We start from the raw sequence: 19,317 nt of genomic DNA, 5'->3' as shown, positions 1-19,317 counted from the left end.
GGGCAGACGGGACTTTCGCAACACGCCCTAGAGGCGATGCGAGGGTTTGAGCGGCAGGGCGGCCCAGATCACCTTGCCGCCGCTCGCGGTGTGTTCGACGTCGCAGACCCCGCCGGCCTCCCGGGTGATCTCCCGCACCAGCAGCAGCCCCCGGCCGCCCAGCCGGCCGTGGTCGGTCTCCAGGGCGGTGGGGCGGTAGGGGTGGTTGTCCTCCACCGCGACCCGCACCCACTCCGCCCCGACCCCGACCTCGACGGCGAGCGTGGGCGAGAGCACCGCCGCGTGCTTGACGGCGTTGGTCACCAGCTCGGAGACGATCACCATTAAGCCCTGGACGAGGTCGTCCGAGATCGGCACGCCCTGACGGGCCAGCAGGTCTCGGACGGCGCGCCGCGCCTGCGGCACCGAGGCGTCGACGGCGGCCGCGGTGAACCGCCAGACCCCTTCGTACGGCAGCGGTCCCGGCGGCCTCAGATCGTCGGGAGCGTGCCCGCCGACTGCCGGGCGTGGGTCGCCCCCGCGCCCTCGGTCGTCCATGGTCCGGTCGCCGCCCTTGCGCTCGATTGTCACCACACGTTAAGTGTTGGCGACTCGACGCCGCCCACGGGTGTCTGAACACAAGTCAGCGCGTATCGACGTTTCTTCGACCGATCCCGTTCGGGACGAGCAGCAGAATGAACGATTCTGCCGGGCGCGTGCCGCTTCAAGAACTATTCGGGTTGTACGGGTTCGGTGCCGTGCCCGCTCTTCCCACCCGTCGGCCGGTGACTCTCCGTGAGTTTCTCCGAGACCAGGTCCAGGATGCGCCGCGGACGACAAGGCTGCCGACCGGCCGGATCGGTCCGCCGCGATGAGGATCATGGCGCGCGGGGCCTCCCTCGCGTTCGGGCCCCTTCTTGATCGTATGGGTGCGGGGGGTGACTAGCATCCGGTGCATGGACCCTCAACTGCTGCATTCCACCGCCGACGGGGTCGCGACGGTCGTGATCCACCACCCGGCCAAGCGCAACGCCATGACGGCCGGGATGTGGCGGTCGCTGCCGCCGCTGCTCGACCGGCTGGCCACCGACCCCTCCGTACGGGCGCTGGTGCTGACCGGGGAGGGCGGGACGTTCTGTGCGGGGGCCGACATCTCCACGCTACGGCGGTCGCCGGGCGAGGCCCAGGGGCTGGCGCTACGGGCCGAGGAGGCGCTCGCGGCCTTTCCCAAGCCGACGCTCGCGGCGATCCGGGGGCACTGTGTGGGCGGGGGGTCGCAACTCGCGGCGGCCTGTGACCTGCGGTTCGCGGAGGAGGGGTCGCTGTTCGGGATCACGCCCGCGAAGCTGGGGCTCGTCTATCCGTCCTCCTCCACCCGGCGGTTGGTGTCGCTGGTCGGTCCCGGCACCGCCAAGTACCTTCTGTTCTCGGGTGAGTTGATCGACAGCGAGCGGGCGCTGCGTACGGGGCTGGTGGACGAGGTGCTGCCCGGGGGCGGGCTGGCCGAGCGGGTCGCGGAGTTCACCCGGGTGCTGGTCTCGCGCTCCCGGCTGACCCAGGCGGCGGCCAAGGAGTTCGCCGACGGACGGACCGACCGGGACGCCCACTGGGCCGAGCAGGCGCGTGGCAGCGGCGACGCCGCGGAGGGCGTCGCCGCGTTCCTCGAGCGCAGGGTGCCCCGGTTCACCTGGACGGTGTGAGAGGCCCGAGTGCCCCGGAGGTCACATCAGGGCGAAGCGGCTGTTGGTGCGGAACTCCTCCACGAGGTGGGCGGGCGCCTTGTGCGGGGCGCCCGCGTCGTACGGCGGCTGCGGGTCGTACTCGATCATCAGCTGGACGGCCTGGGCGTGCTCGTCCCCCGCGATCCGGCCGATCAGGGTGAGGCCCATGTCGATGCCGGAGGAGACCCCGGCCGCGGTGACGTACTTGCCGTCGAACACGACCCGCTCCCCCGTCGGCTCGGCGCCGTACTGCTTGAGGAAGTCCAGCGCCAGCCAGTGCGAGGTGGCCCGGCGTCCTTCGAGGAGGCCGGCGCCGGCCAGGATCAGGGAGCCGGTGCAGACGGAGGTCGTCCAGGTGCTCGTACGGTCGGCCGCGCGCAGCCACGCGAAGAGGGTCTCGTTCTCCATCTGCGCGAACTGGCCGGGTCCGCCCGGCACCACGACGACGTCCGGGGACGGGACCTCGGCGAGCGTCCTGTCCGCCGTGAGGGCGAGCGCGCCGGTGTCGCTGCGGACGGGGCCGGTCTCCTCGGCGACGAAGACCAGTTCGGCGTCGGGGAGACGGCCGAGGGTCTCGTAGGGGCCGACGGCGTCGAGGGCGGTGAAGCGGTCGAAGAGGACGATCGCGATCTGCATGGGGTTCCCTTCAGTGGGTGGGGGCGGAAGCGGGCCGGAAGCGGCGGCGGTACTCCGCGGGGGCCGTGCCGAGGGCCTTGACGAAGGCCCGGCGCATGGCCTCGGGGGTGCCGTAGCCGCAGGCGCGCGAGATCTCCTCGACGCCGTCGGGGGTGTCCTCCAGCAGCCGGCGGGCGTGTTCGAGGCGGACCCGGTCGACATAGCGGCCCGGGGTCGTACCGGTCTCGGCCTGGAAGGCGCGGGCGAAGTGCCGGGGTGAGAGACGGGCCCGGGCCGCCAGCGTCTCCACGCTCAGATCACCGCCGGGGTGCTCGGTGATCCAGTGCTGGACCTCGCGGAGCGGCTCCCGGCGCGCGGTCTGCGCGGCGAGCTGGGCGCTGAACTGGGCCTGGTTGCCGGGGCGGCGCAGAAAGACGACCAGGTGGCGGGCTATGTCGAGGGCGACCTCGCGGCCGAGGTCCTCCTCGACGAGCGCCAGCGACAGGTCGATGCCGGCGGTGACCCCGGCGGAGGTGGAGACCTGGCCGTCGCGGACGTAGATGGGGTCCGGGTCGACCTCCACCGACGGGTGGTCGCGGGCCAGCTTGTCGCAGTACGCCCAGTGGGTCGTCGCCCGGCGGCCGTCCAGGAGGCCCGCCTCGGCGAGCAGGATCGCGCCGGTGCAGACCGACACCAGGCGCTCCGCGCGCGGGCCGTGTTCCCGGAGCCAGGCGACGACGTCGGGGGCGGGGTTCCGGGTGCCCTGGCCGCCGGGGACGAGCAAGGTGTGCGGGGTGGCCGACGCCGTGAGGGCCTGGTCGGGGACGACGGTGAGGCCGCTGGAGGTGCGTACCGCGGCGCCGTCCAGGGAGGCCGTGCGGATGCGGTACGTGCCCGGGGCGTGCAGCTCACCGCCCTGGAAGACCTCAAGGGGGCCCGTGACGTCGAGGCTCTGCACGCCGTCGAAGAGGACGACCAGGACTGTGCGCATGTCTCGATTCTTGGCAGCCCGGGCGAGGGCCGCAATGACGAGCACCCCACCTTTCCTGCCATCGGCCGCGGGTGGGGGGCGGGGTGAGCGGCCGGGGGCCGCAAGGGTGAGCAAGGGCACGTGCGACCTCCCCCACCCCGCGAACCGACCAGTCGGTAACCTGCGGGGCATGACGTCTTCCTCCCTGCCGGAGCGCGCCGAGCGGCGCTGCCACAACCTGCTCAACCCGTTCCACTCCGCGCACTACTTCTCCCCGGACCTCGGGCGGGAGCTGGGTGCCGTGGGGGTCGAGCACCCGAGCGCGGCGTACTTCGCGGTGCGCGCCGCCGCCATGGGCCCGGTCGGACCGGGCGTGGTGACGGCGACGTTCTTCAACTTCCGGCACGAACTCGTGGCCCGGCATGTGCCCGCCGTGTGGGGGACGGCCTCGCCCACGGTGGTGCTGGCGGCCCGCGAGCGGGTCGCCGACGCGACGCTGCGGCGGCTGCTCGGCGAGGAACTGATCGGCTCCAAGGAGGTCGCGGAGGCGGCCGAGCTGGCCCTGCGCGCCACCGAGGCGTGCGTCCGGACGGCGCGCCCCCTGTACGCCGCGCACGCCGACCTCCCCGTGCCCGAGCGACCGCACCTGGCGCTGTGGCACGCGGCCACGCTGCTGCGGGAGCACCGGGGCGACGGGCACATCGCGGTCCTCCTCGGTGCCGGGCTCGACCCGGTCGAGGCACTGGTCAGCCACTCGGCCACCGGCAAGGGCATGTCCCCGAAGTGGCTGCTCGGCACCCGCGGCTGGACGCGGGCCGACTGGGAGGCGGCCCGAGGGCGGCTCCAGGAGCGCGGACTGGTCGACGGCGAGGGCGAGTTGACCCAGGCGGGCATCGCGCTGCGCGAGGAGATCGAGACGGCGACAGACCGCCTCGACCGGGCCCCGTACGAGCATCTGGGCGCGGCCGGCGTGGAACGCCTCACCGAGCTGCTGGGCGGCATCGTGCCGACCATGGTCGGGGCGGGGGCGTTCCCGGAGGGGTTGATCGGCAAGAAGTGACCGGGCCGGGGCGGCGCGTCGGCCGGGCCGGCGTCACACGGGCAGGTCGGCGGCACGCCCGCGGTCCGGCATTCCGGCCGACCGGCACCGTTCACGCATGAAGGAAGCGGGACGCGGTACCCGTGCTTTCCCGGCCCGGTCGGCCGGGAGAGGAAAGGGGAAGTACGTGTTCCGTGCGATCGCAGATGTGTTGCGGCAGATCGGAGGGGCCATCGCCACGGTGGTGACCCTGCCGTTCCGGGCCGTGGCCCGGCTGTTCGGCGGCGCCTCCAGCTCCACGCGCCGCACCGGACGCGCCCGCCGGGCCTGACCCCGGCCGAGCCGCCGACCGAGGGAGCCGGACGCGACCCCGCGTCCGGCTCCCGGCATGCCCGGGGCCCACTCCACGAGCGCCCGGGTGCTGCCGCCCGATCCACCCGGATCCTGCCGCCCGATTCCCCCGGATCCTGCTCCCCGGTCCGTCCGGACCTTGGCTCCCCGGTCCGTCCGGGCCGTGTTCCCCCGTCCTTTCCGGTCCGGTGACCGGCACGCGTCGCCCTGATCCCCCGTTGTCGGCGTCACCTGCCACAATTGCCGCGCAACCTCAGTGGAGAAGGCGGTACGGGATCGTGACGACACCCGGATCCATCGAAGTAGGGTCCATCGAAGGCAGGATCGCCGAGGAACTCGGCGTACGGGAGCGGCAGGTGAAGGCCGCGGTGGAACTGCTCGACGGCGGTTCGACCGTTCCCTTCATCGCCCGCTACCGCAAGGAAGCGACCGAGATGCTCGACGACGCGCAGCTGCGCACGATCGAGGAGCGGCTGCGGTATCTGCGCGAGCTGGAGGACCGCCGTGCGGCGATCCTCGACTCGGTGCGTGAGCAGGGCAAGCTGACACCCGAGGTGGAGGCGCAGATCCGCGGCGCCGAGACCAAGGCGCGGCTGGAGGACATCTACCTGCCGTTCAAGCCGAAGCGGCGCACCAAGGCGCAGATCGCCCGCGAGGCGGGGCTCGAACCGCTCGCCGAGGGCCTGCTGGGCGACCCGACCGTGGAGCCGTCGGCCGCCGCCGCGGCGTTCGTCGACGCCGACAAGGGCGTCGCCGACCCGCAGGCCGCGCTGGACGGCGCGCGGGCCATCCTCACCGAGCGGTTCTCGGAGGACGCCGACCTGATCGGCGAGCTGCGCGAGCGCATGTGGGTGCGGGGCCGGCTGGCGGCCAAGGTGAAGGACGGCAAGGAGGAGGCGGGCGCCAAGTTCGCCGACTACTTCGACTTCGCGGAGCCGTTCACCGAGCTGCCCTCCCACCGCGTCCTCGCGATGCTGCGGGGCGAGAAGGAGGACGTCCTCGACCTGGTCCTGGAGCCGGAGGAGCCGACGGACGGCCCGTCGTCGTACGAGGGCATCATCGCGCACAAGTTCGGGATCGCCGATCGTGGGCGTCCCGCCGACAAGTGGCTCACGGACACCGTCCGCTGGGCGTGGCGGACCCGCGTCCTCGTGCACCTCGGTATCGACCTGCGGCTGCGGCTGCGCACGGCCGCCGAGGACGAGGCGGTGAACGTCTTCGCGGCGAACCTGCGCGACCTGCTGCTCGCGGCCCCCGCCGGGACCCGCGCGACGCTGGGACTCGACCCCGGTTTCCGTACGGGCGTGAAGGTCGCCGTGGTCGACGCGACGGGCAAGGTGGTCGCGACCGACGTCATCTACCCGCATGTTCCGGCCAACAAGTGGGACGAGGCCATCGCCAAGCTGGCCCGGCTCGCCAAGGAGCACGCGGTCGAGCTGGTCGCCATCGGCAACGGCACGGCGTCCCGCGAGACCGACAAGCTCGCCGGTGAGCTGATCACCCGGCACCCGGAGCTGAAGCTCACCAAGGTGATGGTGTCCGAGGCGGGCGCGTCGGTGTACTCGGCGTCGGCGTTCGCCTCGCAGGAGCTGCCCGGGATGGACGTCTCCCTGCGCGGTGCCGTCTCGATCGCGCGGCGACTGCAGGACCCGCTCGCCGAGCTGGTGAAGATCGACCCGAAGTCGATCGGCGTCGGCCAGTACCAGCACGACCTGTCCGAGGTGAAGCTGTCGCGCTCGCTGGACGCGGTCGTCGAGGACTGTGTGAACGGCGTCGGTGTCGACGTCAACACGGCCTCCGCGCCGCTGCTCGCACGGGTGTCCGGCATCTCCTCCGGTCTCGCCGAGAACATCGTGGCCCACCGGGACGCCAACGGTCCGTTCCGGTCCCGTTCCCAGCTGAAGGGCGTGGCGCGGCTCGGCCCGAAGGCGTACGAGCAGTGCGCGGGCTTCCTGCGGATCCGGGGCGGCGACGACCCGCTGGACGCGTCCAGCGTGCACCCGGAGGCGTACCCCGTGGTGCGGCGGATGGTGAAGGTGGCGGGCAGCGAGGTCGCGGCGCTGGTCGGCAACACGGGCGTGCTGCGGTCGCTGAGGCCCGGTGACTTCGTGGACGAGACGTTCGGTCTGCCGACCGTGACGGACATCCTGAAGGAGCTGGAGAAGCCGGGGCGCGACCCGCGGCCCGCCTTCAAGACGGCCACGTTCAAGGAGGGCGTCGAGAAGATCTCCGACCTGGTCTCCGGGATGGTGCTGGAGGGGGTCGTGACGAACGTGGCGGCCTTCGGTGCCTTCGTGGACGTCGGGGTGCACCAGGACGGGCTCGTGCACGTCTCCGCGATGTCCAAGACGTTCGTGAAGGACCCGCGGGACGTCGTCAAGCCCGGCGACATCGTCAAGGTGAAGGTCCTCGACGTCGACATTCCGCGCAAGCGGATCTCGCTGACGCTGCGGCTGGACGACGAGGCCGCGCCGCAGGGCCAGTCCGGCGGGGGCGCGCGGCCTCAGCGGGGCGCCCGCGCCCCTCAGCAGCGGCAGGGCCGTGGCGGGGGCGGCGGGGGCGGTTCCCGGCAGCAGGGCGCCGCGCCGGCTCCGTCGAACAGCGCGATGGCGGACGCGCTGCGCAAGGCGGGGCTGCTGGACCCGAAGCGCCGCTGAACCGGCCGTGCCGGTGCCGGGCGCCCCGTTCGCGGGGTGCCCGGCACCGGTGTGCCGTCAGGCCGTGGGCCGCGGCTCAGTTCTCCGTGACCCTGCCCGAGGTCACCTCGAAGCGCCTGGTCACCCGTACCGCGTCGAGCATGCGGCGGTCGTGGGTGACCAGGAGCAGGGTGCCCTCGTAGGCGTCGAGGGCGGACTCCAGCTGCTCGATGGCGGGCAGGTCGAGGTGGTTGGTGGGCTCGTCCAGGACCAGGAGGTTCACGCCGCGGCCCTGGAGGAGGGCGAGGGCGGCGCGGGTGCGTTCTCCGGGTGAGAGGGTCACGGCCGGGCGCAGGACGTGGTGGGACTTCAGGCCGAACTTGGCCAGGAGGGTGCGGACCTCGACCGGCTCGGTGTCGGGCACGGCCGCGCAGAAGGCGTCGAGGAGGGACTCGGGGCCGTGGAAGAGCGCGCGGGCCTGGTCGACCTCGCCGACGAGGACACCGGAGCCGAGGGAGGCGTCGCCCGAGTCCAGCGGGATCCGGCCCAGCAGGGCGCCGAGGAGCGTGGACTTGCCCGCGCCGTTGGCGCCGGTGATGGCGACGCGGTCGGCCCAGTCGATCTGCAGGGACACCGGGCCGAAGGCGAAGTCGCCCCGCTTCACCTGCGCGTCGCGCAGGGTCGCGACGACGGCGCCGGAGCGCGGGGCCGACGCGATCTCCATGCGCAGCTCCCACTCCTTGCGCGGCTCCTCGACGACGTCGAGGCGCTCGATCATGCGCTGGGTCTGCCGGGCCTTGGCGGCCTGCTTCTCGCTGGCCTCGCTGCGGAACTTGCGGCCGATCTTGTCGTTGTCGTTGCCCGCCTTGCGCCGGGCGTTCTTGACGCCCTTGTCCATCCAGGAGCGCTGCGTCTGGGCGCGGTCCTGGAGCGCGGCCCTCTTGTCGGCGTACTCCTCGTAGTCCTCGCGGGCGTGCCGCCGGGCCGTGTCACGCTCCTCCAGGTACGCCTCGTAGCCGCCGCCGTAGAGGTTGATCTGCTGCTGCGCCAGGTCGAGTTCGAGGACCTTGGTGACGGTGCGGGTGAGGAACTCGCGGTCGTGGCTGACGACGACCGTGCCGGCGCGCAGGCCGCTCACGAAGCGTTCGAGGCGTTCCAGGCCGTCGAGGTCGAGGTCGTTGGTGGGTTCGTCGAGGAGGAAGACGTCGTAGCGGGAGAGGAGGAGGGAGGCGAGGCCGGCTCGGGCGGCCTGGCCGCCGGAGAGGCCGGTCATCGGCTGGTCCAGGTCGACGGCCAGACCGAGGGAGTCGACGACCTCCGCGGCCCGCTCGTCGAGATCGGCGCCGCCGAGGTCGAGCCAGCGCTCCAGGGCGGCCGAGTACGCGTCGTCCGCGCCCGGCGTCCCGTCCACGAGCCCCTGGGTGGCGTCGTCCATCACGCGCTGGGCCTCCGCGACGCCGGTGCGGCGGGCGAGGAACTCCCGGACCGTCTCGCCCTCGCGGCGCTCCGGCTCCTGCGGGAGGTGCCCGACGTTGGCCGTGGGCGGGGACAGCCGCAGCTCCCCCTGTTCCGGCGGGAGGAGCCCGGCGAGCAGCCGCAGCAGCGTGGACTTGCCCGCGCCGTTGGCGCCGACCAGCCCGATCACGTCGCCGGGCGCGACCACGAGGTCGAGCCCGGAGAAGAGCGAGCGGTCGCCGTGGCCGGCGGCGAGGTTCTTGACGACGAGGGTGGCGGTCACAGGGTGCGATCCTAACGACCCGCGGCCGACCGACGACGGCGGCCCGTCACCGCGCCACGGCGACCCTCACCTCCGGTCACCGCCCCACCGGCACCCTCACCCCCGGTCACCGCCCCACCGGCACCCTCGCCTCCGTTCAGCGCCCCATCGGCTCCACCAGCACCGTCCCCGTGGTCCGGGCCACGATGAACGACTCCCCCTTCACGGACTTCGCGTCCAGCCCGATCCGGTGCTGCCCCGCAGGCAGGATCCCGTCGAAGAAGCGGTACGTGTGCGTCCGGTAGAGCCGGTCGAGGCGGTACGCGGTCAACTCCACGCGGCAGGTCGAGGTGATCTCGATGCCGGCCTGCCCGTCCGCCGCGATCAGCCGGGTGAGCCGGCGCTGTCGGGCCGGGCTGCGGTCGAGCGCGCTCTCGATCTGCGCCACGAGGAGCGGAATGATCGGCGCGAACCCGTCGACGTACGCGACCTCCCCGCCCGCCCGGTCGAAGGCGCTCCGCACCGCCTGCCGGTCCTGCTCGCCGACGGCCCGGCCGAAGACGACCGCGCCGTAGCCGCGCAGTTCCTCGTCGGGCACACCGGCGGCACCCTGCGCCATGTCGGCGCCGATCCCGATGGCCCGCAGGGCGGCGGCGAGTTTGGCGAGGACGGCGACCCGGGCACCGATGAGGAGGACCCGTCGGCGCGGCGACGTGTCGTCGGCGTCCTCGCGCAGCAGCGACTGAAGGGCGCTCCGGTACTCGGAGCCGTGGAACCGGAAGGGGCCGATACCGGTGTAGCCGTTCAGTCCGAGGTCGGCCTCCTCGTCCGTCTGCCAGGCGAAGTCGCGCCACACGTAGTCGTCGCCGTCCCGCTCTATCACCGCGGTCACGGCCCCGCAGGCGAGGTCCGCGCACTCGGGGCAGCCGTAGATGACGTACCGGCCGCCGGGGAGGGGCGCGTCGGCCTCCAGGAGCAGGCTGCGCACCTGGGCGGTGAAGATCGAGGGCGGGACGTCGGAGGCGAGCGGGGAGACGGCGTCGAGGTCGGAGAGCTGGAACAGCAGCGGGCGTCCGTCGACGATGAAGTCCACGAAGTCCCGGTGGGCTTGGTAGGCACCGTCGGCGAGGACGCCACCGGCGCGGATCGCCGGTGCCAGGCCGAAGGTCGCGTACTCGGCAGACATGGTGTGAGTATCCCCACAAAGCCAGACTTGTGAGCACGGCATGACATATTCCGTTAACGTCCCCTCGTGACCAAGGAATCGAACAGCGATGTGATCGTGGTCGGTGGCGGTGTCATCGGTCTGACGACGGCCGTCGTCCTCGCGGAGAGCGGCCGACGGGTACGCCTGTGGGCACGGGAGCCCGCGGAGCGGACCACGTCCGCCGTGGCGGGCGGGCTGTGGTGGCCGTACCGGGTCGAGCCGGAGGCACTCGCCGGCGCGTGGGCGCTCGTATCGCTGACGGTGTACGAGGAGTTGGCGGCGCGGCCGGACGAGACGGGCGTACGCATGGTCGAGGGCGTACACGGCGAGACCACACTGGACGGACTCGGGGCGTGGGCCTCACGGGTGGCGGGGCTGCGGGCCGCCACGGCACAGGAGTACGCGGGGACCGGGCTCTGGGCGCGGCTTCCGGTGATCGACATGCCGGTCCATCTGCGGTGGCTGCGCGAGCGGTTCGTCGCGGCGGGCGGGACGGTCGAGGAGCGCGCGGTCTCGGATCTCGGGGCGGTCGACGCCCGGGTGGTCGTCAACTGCACGGGGCTCGACGCCCGGGACCTGGTGCCGGACCCGTCGGTGCGGCCGGTGCGGGGGCAGTTGGTGGTGGTGGAGAACCCGGGGGTCACCACCTGGATGACGTCGGTGGATCACGCCGACGCCACGAGCACGTACTTCATTCCGCAGCCGGGCGGATTGATCCTCGGGGGGACGGCGGAGGAGGACGCCTGGTCGATGACGCCGGATCCCGTGACCGCCGAGGCGATCGTGCGGCGGTGCGCGGCCGTGCGACCGGAGATCGCGGGGGCGCGGGTGATCGAACACCGGGTGGGGCTGCGGCCGACCCGGCCCGCCGTACGGCTGGAGCGGGAGCGTGCGGCGGACGGGCGGCTGTTGGTGCACAACTACGGGCACGGCGGGGCGGGCGTGACGGTGGCCTGGGGATGCGCCCGGGAGGCCGCGGAACTCGCCGCCGGATGACGGCGAGGCCGGGGCTGGGGCCGGGGGAGGCAAGGGGAGGCAGGGGACGCCGGGGCGGGGGCAGGGGACGCCGGGCCGGTCCGGCGCTCCCCCGGTGGCGGTCATTCCTTGCGGTGTCCGATGGGGTCGCCCTCGATCTCCGTTCCCTGCCCCGGACCGACCCTGATCTCGAACTCGCCGTCGTAGCGCTTGTGGCCCTCGATGACGGCGAGTTCGACGGCCTCGGAGGCCATCTCCTCCCGCACGATCACCGAGTCGCGGCGCAGGTCGCGCATGAGCGCCACACACATGCCGATCATGACCAGGACGAACGGGGCGGCCGCCAGGATCGTGAGGTTCTGCAGGCCGGTGAGGGCGTCGCCCTGGCCGCTGCCGACGAGGAGCATGATCGCGGCGACGGCTCCGGTGAGGACGCCCCAGAAGACGACGACGAAGCGCCCCGGTTCGAGGGCGCCGCGCTGGGAGAGCGTGCCCATGACGATGGAGGCGGCGTCGGCGCCGGAGACGAAGAAGATGCCGACCAGGACCATCACCAGCAGACAGGTGAGGGTGGCCGCCGGGAACTGGTTGAGGACCGCGAACAGCTGGCCCTCGGGGGTCGACTCGTCGCCGAGTCGGCCCTGGTCCTGGAGCTTCATGGCCGTGCCGCCGAACACCGCGAACCACACGAGGCTGACCGAGCTGGGCACGAGGATCACACCGCCGATGAACTGGCGGATGGTGCGGCCACGGCTGATGCGCGCGATGAACATGCCGACGAAGGGCGTCCAGGAGATCCACCACGCCCAGTAGAAGACGGTCCAGCTGCTCAGCCAGTCGGCCACGCCCTTGCCGCCGGACGCCTCGGTGCGGCCGGCGAGCTGCGGCAGGTCACCGAGGTAGGAGAAGACCGAGGTGGGCAGGAGGTCGAGGACGAGGATGGTCGGTCCGGCCACGAAGACGAAGAGGAGCAGGGCCAGGGCCAGGACCATGTTGGTGTTGGACAGCCACTGGATGCCCTTCTCCACGCCGGACACCGCGGAGGCGACGAAGGCCAGGGTCAGCACGGCGATGATGCCGACGAGCAGTCCGGTGCTGACCTTGTCCATCCAGTCCAGCTCCCGTGCGCCGGAGCCGATCTGGAGCGCTCCGAGACCGAGGGAGGCCGCCGAGCCGAAGATGGTGGCCACGATGGCTAGGATGTCGATGACCCGGCCGCCGGTGCCGTTCGCGTGCTTCTCGCCGATCAGCGGGGTGAAGACGGCGCTGATCGTCTGGCGGCGGCGCTTGCGGAAGGTGCTGTAGGCGATGGCGAGGCCGACCACCGCGTAGATCGCCCAGGGGTGGAGCGTCCAGTGGAACAGCGTGGTCGCCATCGCCGTCTCCATACGCTCACCGGCCACCTTCGGGTCGGTGCCCGGCGGGGGCGTGGTGAAGTGCGCGAGGGGCTCGCTCACGCCGTAGAACATCAGGCCGATGCCCATGCCGGCGCTGAACATCATGGCGACCCACGACACCGTGCGGAACTCGGGCTTCTCCCCCTCCACACCGAGGTGGATACGGCCGTAGCGACTGGCGGCGAGCCACAGGGCGAAGACCACGAAGCAGGAGGCGGCCAGCATGAACGCCCAGCCGCCGTTGTGGATGAGGCCGCTCAGCATCTTGCCGGAGACGCTCTCCAGCGAGTCGGTGGCAAGGGCACCCCAGAGCACGAACGCCAAGGTCAGTGCTGCCGTCACGCCGAACACGACGCGATCGGTTCTGGGCCGCCCGCCGCCGGGGAGGCCCGCCTCCGAGCCGGGAAGCAGGCCTCCCCCGTGGTGGGTGGTGGTGTGATCGTGCGTCACAGGTGGAACCTTTCCGCGAGTGGCTGGAACTGAGCTACTCCTGCCCAGCGAGCCCTACCCCATGTGACCCCGACCCTTTCTTCTTCAACAGGTGGCGTCGGGTTCTCCCACCGTCAGGTGGTACGGCGCCCGTTCGTCCAGGAGGAGGGGAACGAGCGCGCGCAGTTGCTGGCGCAACGGAACGAGCACACCGTCGTCGCGGGTACGCGCGCGGACGCCGTGCAGGGCCAGCTCGTCGCCGACCTCCGCGTACTGCCGAGCGGTGAGCCGGTAGCCGCAGGGCGGGTCCTTGAGCACCTCGGCGGGTTCGGCCGGGTCGTTGTCGGCGCCGCCGAGATACACCGGCCCGGTGTCGCGCAGGCCGGCGAGACGGGCCGCGCGGGTCGCGGCGTCGACCTGGCGGCCCCGCTCCACCGTGAACCCGAACAGGCCGTGGAGGGCGGCGCGTTGGGAGTCGACGCGCCGCTGGTTGTTGACCGGCTCGGGAGTGTCCGGCGTCGGAGGTTCGACTCGGCTCTCGATGAGCAGGCCGACGGAGTGCTTGACCCCGGACATGTTCCGCAGGATGCGTTCCTGGCCGTCACCCGCGACCTGCCGGATCGGTTCGCCGGTGACCGGGTCGGTCCAGATGCCGTACGTGCCGGTGGAGTGGCCCGCCGCCCGCGCCGCCGGCCGTACGTGGTCCAGGGACAGGGTGCGCGCCTCGGTGTGGACGGCCGCGTCCGTGTTGAGGTTGCGCGGCCAGAGGTCGAACAGGTCCTTGTCGTAGTACGGGGGTGTGGCGCCGTACTCGTGCAGGTCGTAGACAATGTCCGGTTTGCGATCGCGGACGATCGCGGCGAGTGCCCTGGCCTCCGCGGTCCGCAGGGCCAGATGGTCGCGGTTGATGTCGACGCCGTCGCTGTTGCCGCGGGTGTCGGCGGCCCTGCCGTCGGGATTGGCGGTGGGCACGACGAGCACGGTGGTGGTTTTCAGCAATCGCCCGGCCCGCCGGTCACCGGGCCGGGCGAGGTCCCGGACGGTGGTGAGGCACGCCTCGCGGCCGGAGGGCTCGTCACCGTGCTGGCTGCACACGAGGAGCACCGTCCGCGACGTGGGGCGGGTACCGATCCGGACGAGATGGAGCGGGCGGTCCTGCGCGGTGGTGCCGACACGGGTGACCGCCACCCGGGGGCTCGCCCGGTCCACCGCGGCGAGGAACTCCTCCTCCTCCGGCTGGCTCGTCCACCGGGCTCCGCCCGACTGCTCGAATCCGGTGCGCGGCAGGGGCGTGGTGTCCGCCGCGTACGCGGGGGTCGACAGCAGGGGCGCGGCGAGCGCGGTGGCGATCAGCGCGGCGATCCGCGCCCTCATGCGCCGTCACCGGGGAGGCGGGCGGGGCCGCTCGGGTCGCCGACGCCGTCGAGGACGGAGCCCTGCGGTGCGGGGGCGGATCCCTTCGGTGCGGGGGTGGCGCCCGAGGTCGCCTTCTTGAAGGCGGTGGGTCCGCCGACCATCGGCACCTCGGCGTAGGTGCGCTTGAGGTCGAGAGTCAGGGTGGGGGTCGTCGACGGCGGGTCGATGAGGCCCTCGTCGGTGCCCGCGACGATGAGGGCGAGCCGGTGACCGGCCGGGACGACGTGGTCGCTCGCGTGCAGGTCGAGCGTGAGGGTGTACGGGGTGCCGGGGGTGAGCGGGGAGCCGGTGCCGGAGGAGTGGTTGCCGAGGTCGGCCCAGCCGCGGCTGAAGATCGTGTAGTCGACGGCGGCGGTCTTCGTCCGGGTCTTCAGGTAGCAGGAGCTGTCACCGGTGGTGCTCGGGCCCCAGCAGGTGCGGTCGGTGAGGGTGGTGATGCCCTCGCCGGCGGTGGAGTAGTCGCGGATGGTGTCCGGGCCGAGGTCCACGAGGATCGCCGAGAGGTGGGCGGTCGAGGTGGTGGGCGTGGCGGTGACGGTCACCTTGGCGGAGCCGGACAGTCGCAGGTCCTTGGTGAGCGGGGCGGTGACGAAGCCCGCCTTCTCGGGGGTGGGGCGGCCGATGTGCGCCGCCCAGTCGGTCTCGTTCAGGGTGGGGTCGTCGGTGAGGGTCTCGGTGCCGGACCGCTTGCGCAGGCCGAGGGTGCCGACGCCTGCCTGGGCGCCCTTGCCGGGGCGGAGGGTCGTGGTCTTCGTCGTGCGCGGCGGCCAGGTCTTCGTCGTCACCCACTGGTCGGGGTGGCGCTCGATGTCGGCCATGGGCTCGTCGTCGATGCCGTTGTCGTAGCCGAGGAGCTCGTGGTCGAACCAGCGGTGCAGGGTGTCGACCCAGGCGGCGCGGCGGAAGTCGAAGGGGTCGACGTGGCCGGTCTGGGAGAGCCAGATCTTGCGCTCGACGCCGTGCTTGGCGAGGGCGTCCCACCACTGACCGAAGTGCTTGGGGCGGACGTTGAGGTCCTGCTGGCCGTGGATGACGAAGACGCTGGCGTCGATCTTTCGGACGTCCTTGACGTAGTCGCGCTCGGTCCACAGCCGCGTCCAGTCGCCGGTGCGTGGGGCGCCGTCCACGAGCGACTGCTGGACGTGGGCGCACTTGGCGCGGGCCTCGGGGCTCTCGACGGCGTCGGACAGCCAGTCGGGGCCGGAGCTGTAGAGGGGGGCGCCCTTGGCGAAGTAGTAGTCGTACCAGGAGGAGATGGCGCCGATCGGGACGATGGTCTTCAGGCCCTTGACGCCGGTCGCCGCGACCCCGTTGGCGATGGTGCCGTCGTAGCTCTTGCCGATCATGCCGGTTCTGCCGTTGGTCCAGCCGGCCTTGGCCCTCGTGGAGCCGGTGCGGGTGGTGTAGGCCCTCCCCCGGCCGTTGAGCCAGTCGACGACCGCCCTGGCGGACTGGATGTCGGAGCGGCCGCCGACGTCCACGCAGCCGTCGGAGCGGTTGGTCCCGGCGAGGTCGACGGCGACGAAGGCGTAGCCGCGGGGCACGAAGTAGTTGTCGTAGAACAGCGGCATCTGGACGACGTTCCCGTGCGCGTCGTACGTCTTGCGCTGGCTCTCGTTGCCGCGTCCACAGCACGAGTAGTACGGGCTGGCGTCCATGATCACGGGGATCTTCCGGCCCCGCTGGGCGGGTTCACTCGGGCGGACGATGTCGACGGCGACGCGGTCGTTCCGTCCGTCGCGGTCGCCGTCGAGTCCGGTGTCCACCCAGACGGCCTCGCGGATGGCCTTGTCGTAGGCGTAGACGGGCCGGCTCTTCGGGGGCGTCGCGCTGTCGGCGACCGCCGGGGTGACGAAGGTGGCCATCAGGACGGCGGACGTGGCGACCGTGGCGAGAGATCTCCAGGTCGAAAGGGGGGTGCGTCGCGCAGATATCGGCATGCGCCGGACGGTACTGCTGTCAACTCCCGTTCAAAAGAGGGCCTCTTGGTGCGCGAGGGACATCGGCCACGGTGTTGGCTTGAAAGGAGCGTCAAGGGGGGTGACTCATGTCGGCCGAATGGCGATCGTGTGACAGCGGTGGCGATGGACACGGCTGGGCGCACAGGGACTCAATAGGCTCCGCACAGACGAGCGGAACCGTTCACCGAGGACTTGGAGTGATTCGTGCACCGCAGACTCATCGCCCCGGGCGCGTTCGCGGCCTCCCTCCTGCTGGCGATCCCGGCATCGGCGGCCTCCTACGAGCCCGGTGCGCCGGGGATCGGCGACCCCTACTACCCGGCCTACGGCAACGGCGGATATGACGTCTCCCACTACGACCTCCGGCTCAAGTACCAGCCGAGGACGGACCGGTTGGAGGGGACGGCGACCCTGCTGGCCCGGACCACCGAGAACCTGTCCCGCCTCAACCTGGACTTCCTCCTCGACGTGAGCGAGGTACGGGTCAACGGCACCAGGGCGGCCTTCACCACCTCCGGCGAGCACGAGCTGGAGATCACGCCGAGGAACCCGCTGCCCAAGGGCACGGAGGTCACCGTCGTGGTGCGTTACGCCGGGGTGCCGTCCGCCGAGCAGGCATACGGCTTCACCAGTTGGCTCCGCACCCCGGACGGCGGAGTCGCGGCGGGCGAGCCCGAGGCGGCCTGGTGGTGGTTCCCCAGCAACGACCACCCGCGCGACAAGGCCACGTACGACGTGTCGGTCCTCGTCCCCGACGGCACCCAGGCCCTCTCCAACGGCACGCTCCAGTCGACCTCCTCCCGCGCGGGCTGGACCCGCTACAACTGGCGCTCCAACAAGCCGCAGGCCACGTATCTCGCCACGCTCGCCGTCGGGAGGTTCGACCTCACGACCGGGCGGACCGAGAACGGCATCCCCATCGTCAACGCCTACAGCAAGGACCTCGGCGACGACGCCGGCGCGGCCCGCGCGAGCGTCGAGCGGACCGGCGAGGTCGCGGCCTGGCTGAGCGAACACTTCGGGCCGTATCCGTACAACGCCCTCGGCGGATACGTGCCCAACACCCCGCAGGTGGGGTACGCCCTGGAGACACAGACGCGCCCGTTCTACAGTCCCCGCCAGTTCGCGAGCGGGTCGAACGTGTCGGTGGTCGTGCACGAGCTGGCCCACCAGTGGTACGGCGACCTCGTCTCCGTCGCCGGGTGGAAGGACATCTGGATCAACGAGGGCTTCGCCCGGTACGCGCAGTGGCTGTGGTCCGAGCACGAGAACGAGGGCACGGCGCAGGAGATCGCCGACCATGTGTATGTCTCCCGGGCGGCCGACGATGCCTTCTGGACGGTCAGGCCGGGCGACCCGGGGCCGGAGAACCAGTTCCACATCGCCGTCTACGACCGGGGCGCCCTCGCGTTGCAGGCGCTGCGCAACGAGATCGGGGACGCGGCGTTCTTCGAGATCCTGAAGGGGTGGCCGACGAGGTACGCGTACGGCAACGCGACGGTGGGCGACTTCGTCGCGTACGCGGAGGAGGTGTCGGGGCGGCGACTGGGCTCCCTCCTCGACACGTGGCTGTACCAGCCGGTGAAGCCGGGTGCCGCGGCGGCCGAGCGGGCGGGGGTCGCCGCGCGGGGGAACGGGGTGGTGAAGGCGCCGAAGTCCTGGAAGAAGATCGCGGCGACGAACTCCGTGCACCGGCACGAGGCCGGGCACGGGGCTGAGGGCGGGCACGGGCGCGGGGCCCTAGTGCCGTGACCGCCACGGCGCAGGAGGAGGAGCCGGGGGCCGCGCCCCGCTCCTACCGGCGGGACCGGGCCTCGGCCTCGATCCGTTCGCCCAGGACCCTGCTTGCCAGGTTCGAAGCCAACTCCGATACGTAGACGCGGAGTTCGGCCTCGGCGGCGGCACGGTCGGAGGCGATGCGGACCTGGCCCTCGGTGAGGATGGTGGAGTACTCGCGCTGGGCTTCCGTGCGGGCCTCGGCGACCAGGGTGGTGCCCTCCTCGAAGGCGCGCTGGCGGATGCGGGCGGCCTCGTGGCGGGCCTCGGCCAGGGTCGCGGCCACCTCCGCCCGCTTGACCTCCGCCTCCCGCCGTACCTCATCGGCCCTCGCCCGCGCCCCGTCGGTGGCCGCTTCCCGCTCCGCCAACACGCGCTGCACCCGGGGCGCCAGCCGGACGAAGAAGAGGAACACCAGCGCGAACAGCACCGCCGCGACGACGAGTTCCGCGACCGGGGGGTTCAACGGGCCGATGTCCACCGGAAGAAGGTTCATACCGGTGACTTACCCGTTCACACGCGCGACGCGTCGCACGTCTGCGCCAGAGTTGACCGGTAATCGACGACGGTTCACCCCAATGGCCGCCGCTCGCCCCGGCACGCCGCCGGTCCGTCAGTCCCCGTGGTCGTACACCGTCACCGCTATCCCCCGCCGCACGAGCCGCTCGGCGATCAGGGGCTCCACCCGCGACCACGTGCCGCCGGCGAGACCACAGCCGATGCGCGGCATGTGGACGGAGGCCCCGAGCTCCAGGGCCTTGTCGGCGAGCAGGGCGAGGGCTGCGTCGATGGCCTCGTAGCGGACGGGGACGCCCTTGCTGCCCGTCCGGATACCGCGCTGGCCGATCAGGTTGGCCACCCAGGTGTACGGGCCGACCTGGACGAACTGGGCCGCGCCGAGCCCGAAGTCGTTGTGCGCCCGGTCGCGGTGCCAGGCGCGGTAGGCCGCCTCCGGTTCCGGCCAGCGGCGGGACACGGCGAGGACGAAGCCCTTGCCCCAGCCGCCGAGGTCGTTGCTGACGTGGGCGATGACCTTGACGCCCTTGCCCAGCGGCACGGTGGCGTCCCCCCTGACGTACGTGATCCCCGACATGGGCCCCACCGTACGGGCGGCCACTGACAATCGCC

Annotated in this window: 16 protein-coding genes; 6 read left to right on the top strand and 10 right to left on the bottom strand. The window is 72.2% G+C overall.

The features are described 5' to 3' along the window. Window positions 1–27: 27 nt before the first annotated feature. Window positions 28–537, bottom strand: a complete 510-nt coding sequence (locus SMA5143A_RS05490) for an ATP-binding protein (RefSeq protein WP_107461795.1) — start codon at window positions 535–537, stop codon at window positions 28–30. 398 nt (window positions 538–935) lie between these two features. Here SMA5143A_RS05490 and SMA5143A_RS05485 point away from each other — a divergent pair, with 398 nt between their 5' ends. After that, a complete protein-coding gene (locus tag SMA5143A_RS05485) occupies window positions 936–1,679 on the top strand; it encodes an enoyl-CoA hydratase/isomerase family protein (protein WP_107461773.1) in 744 nt (247 codons plus the stop codon). 21 nt (window positions 1,680–1,700) lie between these two features. On the opposite strand, the gene SMA5143A_RS05480 is transcribed toward SMA5143A_RS05485, so the two are convergent. Next, window positions 1,701–2,336, bottom strand: coding sequence for a DJ-1/PfpI family protein (locus SMA5143A_RS05480; RefSeq protein WP_107461772.1), 636 nt, complete (start codon window positions 2,334–2,336; stop codon window positions 1,701–1,703). Between the two features lie 10 nt (window positions 2,337–2,346). Then, window positions 2,347–3,306, bottom strand: coding sequence for a GlxA family transcriptional regulator (locus SMA5143A_RS05475; protein WP_107461771.1), 960 nt, complete (start codon window positions 3,304–3,306; stop codon window positions 2,347–2,349). Window positions 3,307–3,475: 169 nt separating this feature from the next. Between SMA5143A_RS05475 and SMA5143A_RS05470 the strand changes: the two genes are divergently transcribed. From SMA5143A_RS05470 to SMA5143A_RS05465, 3 genes are all read left to right on the top strand, one after another. Continuing rightward, window positions 3,476–4,345: an SCO6745 family protein gene (locus tag SMA5143A_RS05470; RefSeq protein ID WP_107461770.1), complete on the top strand. Its 870-nt coding sequence runs from the start codon at window positions 3,476–3,478 to the stop codon at window positions 4,343–4,345. 166 nt (window positions 4,346–4,511) lie between these two features. After that, window positions 4,512–4,655, top strand: a complete 144-nt coding sequence (locus tag SMA5143A_RS42910) for an LPFR motif small protein (protein ID WP_169797823.1) — start codon at window positions 4,512–4,514, stop codon at window positions 4,653–4,655. A gap of 298 nt (window positions 4,656–4,953) precedes the next feature. Next, on the top strand, window positions 4,954–7,332 hold the full coding sequence (locus SMA5143A_RS05465; protein WP_107461769.1) for a Tex family protein: 2,379 nt from the start codon (window positions 4,954–4,956) through the stop codon (window positions 7,330–7,332). Between the two features lie 76 nt (window positions 7,333–7,408). On the opposite strand, the gene SMA5143A_RS05460 is transcribed toward SMA5143A_RS05465, so the two are convergent. Next, a complete protein-coding gene (locus SMA5143A_RS05460; protein ID WP_107461768.1) occupies window positions 7,409–9,049 on the bottom strand; it encodes an ABC-F family ATP-binding cassette domain-containing protein in 1,641 nt (546 codons plus the stop codon). A 136-nt stretch (window positions 9,050–9,185) separates the two neighbouring features. Beyond that, a complete protein-coding gene (locus SMA5143A_RS05455; RefSeq protein ID WP_107461767.1) occupies window positions 9,186–10,214 on the bottom strand; it encodes an oxidoreductase in 1,029 nt (342 codons plus the stop codon). A 66-nt stretch (window positions 10,215–10,280) separates the two neighbouring features. Between SMA5143A_RS05455 and SMA5143A_RS05450 the strand changes: the two genes are divergently transcribed. Then, window positions 10,281–11,231, top strand: a complete 951-nt coding sequence (locus SMA5143A_RS05450) for an FAD-dependent oxidoreductase (RefSeq protein WP_258193345.1) — start codon at window positions 10,281–10,283, stop codon at window positions 11,229–11,231. Between the two features lie 101 nt (window positions 11,232–11,332). Here the strand turns inward: SMA5143A_RS05450 and SMA5143A_RS05445 are convergent, their stop codons facing one another. The 3 genes from SMA5143A_RS05445 to SMA5143A_RS05435 form a co-directional block, all read right to left on the bottom strand. After that, a complete protein-coding gene (locus tag SMA5143A_RS05445) occupies window positions 11,333–13,018 on the bottom strand; it encodes a BCCT family transporter (protein ID WP_257234272.1) in 1,686 nt (561 codons plus the stop codon). A gap of 123 nt (window positions 13,019–13,141) precedes the next feature. Continuing rightward, on the bottom strand, window positions 13,142–14,410 hold the full coding sequence (locus tag SMA5143A_RS05440; protein WP_107461765.1) for a M14 family metallopeptidase: 1,269 nt from the start codon (window positions 14,408–14,410) through the stop codon (window positions 13,142–13,144). Beyond that, window positions 14,407–16,392 carry a Xaa-Pro dipeptidyl-peptidase gene (locus SMA5143A_RS05435; protein WP_107461764.1) on the bottom strand — a complete coding sequence of 662 codons (1,986 nt, stop codon included), beginning with the start codon at window positions 16,390–16,392 and terminating at the stop codon, window positions 14,407–14,409. The genes SMA5143A_RS05440 and SMA5143A_RS05435 overlap by 4 nt, the downstream gene beginning before the upstream one ends. 225 nt (window positions 16,393–16,617) lie before the next feature. On the opposite strand from SMA5143A_RS05435, the gene SMA5143A_RS05430 reads away from it, so the two are divergent. Beyond that, window positions 16,618–18,165, top strand: a complete 1,548-nt coding sequence (locus SMA5143A_RS05430; protein WP_107461763.1) for a M1 family metallopeptidase — start codon at window positions 16,618–16,620, stop codon at window positions 18,163–18,165. Window positions 18,166–18,208: 43 nt separating this feature from the next. Here the strand turns inward: SMA5143A_RS05430 and SMA5143A_RS05425 are convergent, their stop codons facing one another. Continuing rightward, window positions 18,209–18,685 carry a F0F1 ATP synthase subunit B family protein gene (locus SMA5143A_RS05425; RefSeq protein ID WP_107461762.1) on the bottom strand — a complete coding sequence of 159 codons (477 nt, stop codon included), beginning with the start codon at window positions 18,683–18,685 and terminating at the stop codon, window positions 18,209–18,211. Between the two features lie 117 nt (window positions 18,686–18,802). Continuing rightward, window positions 18,803–19,282 (bottom strand): Appr-1-p processing protein, encoded by a 480-nt coding sequence (locus SMA5143A_RS05420; protein ID WP_107461761.1) that lies wholly within the window; start codon window positions 19,280–19,282, stop codon window positions 18,803–18,805. Window positions 19,283–19,317: the final 35 nt, after the last annotated feature.

The sequence above is a fragment of the Streptomyces sp. MA5143a genome (genome assembly GCF_900290235.1).
GTDB lineage: Bacteria > Actinomycetota > Actinomycetes > Streptomycetales > Streptomycetaceae > Streptomyces.
This window is presented reverse-complemented; position numbering and strand designations above follow the sequence as displayed.

What these genes read in the sequence shown, in the direction of transcription:
- SMA5143A_RS05490 (WP_107461795.1), bottom strand. Translation starts at nt 537, where the DNA reads ATGGACGACCGAGGGCGCGGGGGCGACCCACGCCCGGCAGTCGGCGGG.
- SMA5143A_RS05485 (WP_107461773.1), top strand. Translation starts at nt 936, where the DNA reads ATGGACCCTCAACTGCTGCATTCCACCGCCGACGGGGTCGCGACGGTC.
- SMA5143A_RS05480 (WP_107461772.1), bottom strand. Translation starts at nt 2,336, where the DNA reads ATGCAGATCGCGATCGTCCTCTTCGACCGCTTCACCGCCCTCGACGCC.
- SMA5143A_RS05475 (WP_107461771.1), bottom strand. Translation starts at nt 3,306, where the DNA reads ATGCGCACAGTCCTGGTCGTCCTCTTCGACGGCGTGCAGAGCCTCGAC.
- SMA5143A_RS05470 (WP_107461770.1), top strand. Translation starts at nt 3,476, where the DNA reads ATGACGTCTTCCTCCCTGCCGGAGCGCGCCGAGCGGCGCTGCCACAAC.
- SMA5143A_RS05455 (WP_107461767.1), bottom strand. Translation starts at nt 10,214, where the DNA reads ATGTCTGCCGAGTACGCGACCTTCGGCCTGGCACCGGCGATCCGCGCC.
- SMA5143A_RS05440 (WP_107461765.1), bottom strand. Translation starts at nt 14,410, where the DNA reads ATGAGGGCGCGGATCGCCGCGCTGATCGCCACCGCGCTCGCCGCGCCC.
- SMA5143A_RS05435 (WP_107461764.1), bottom strand. Translation starts at nt 16,392, where the DNA reads ATGCCGATATCTGCGCGACGCACCCCCCTTTCGACCTGGAGATCTCTC.
- SMA5143A_RS05425 (WP_107461762.1), bottom strand. Translation starts at nt 18,685, where the DNA reads ATGAACCTTCTTCCGGTGGACATCGGCCCGTTGAACCCCCCGGTCGCG.
- SMA5143A_RS05420 (WP_107461761.1), bottom strand. Translation starts at nt 19,282, where the DNA reads ATGTCGGGGATCACGTACGTCAGGGGGGACGCCACCGTGCCGCTGGGC.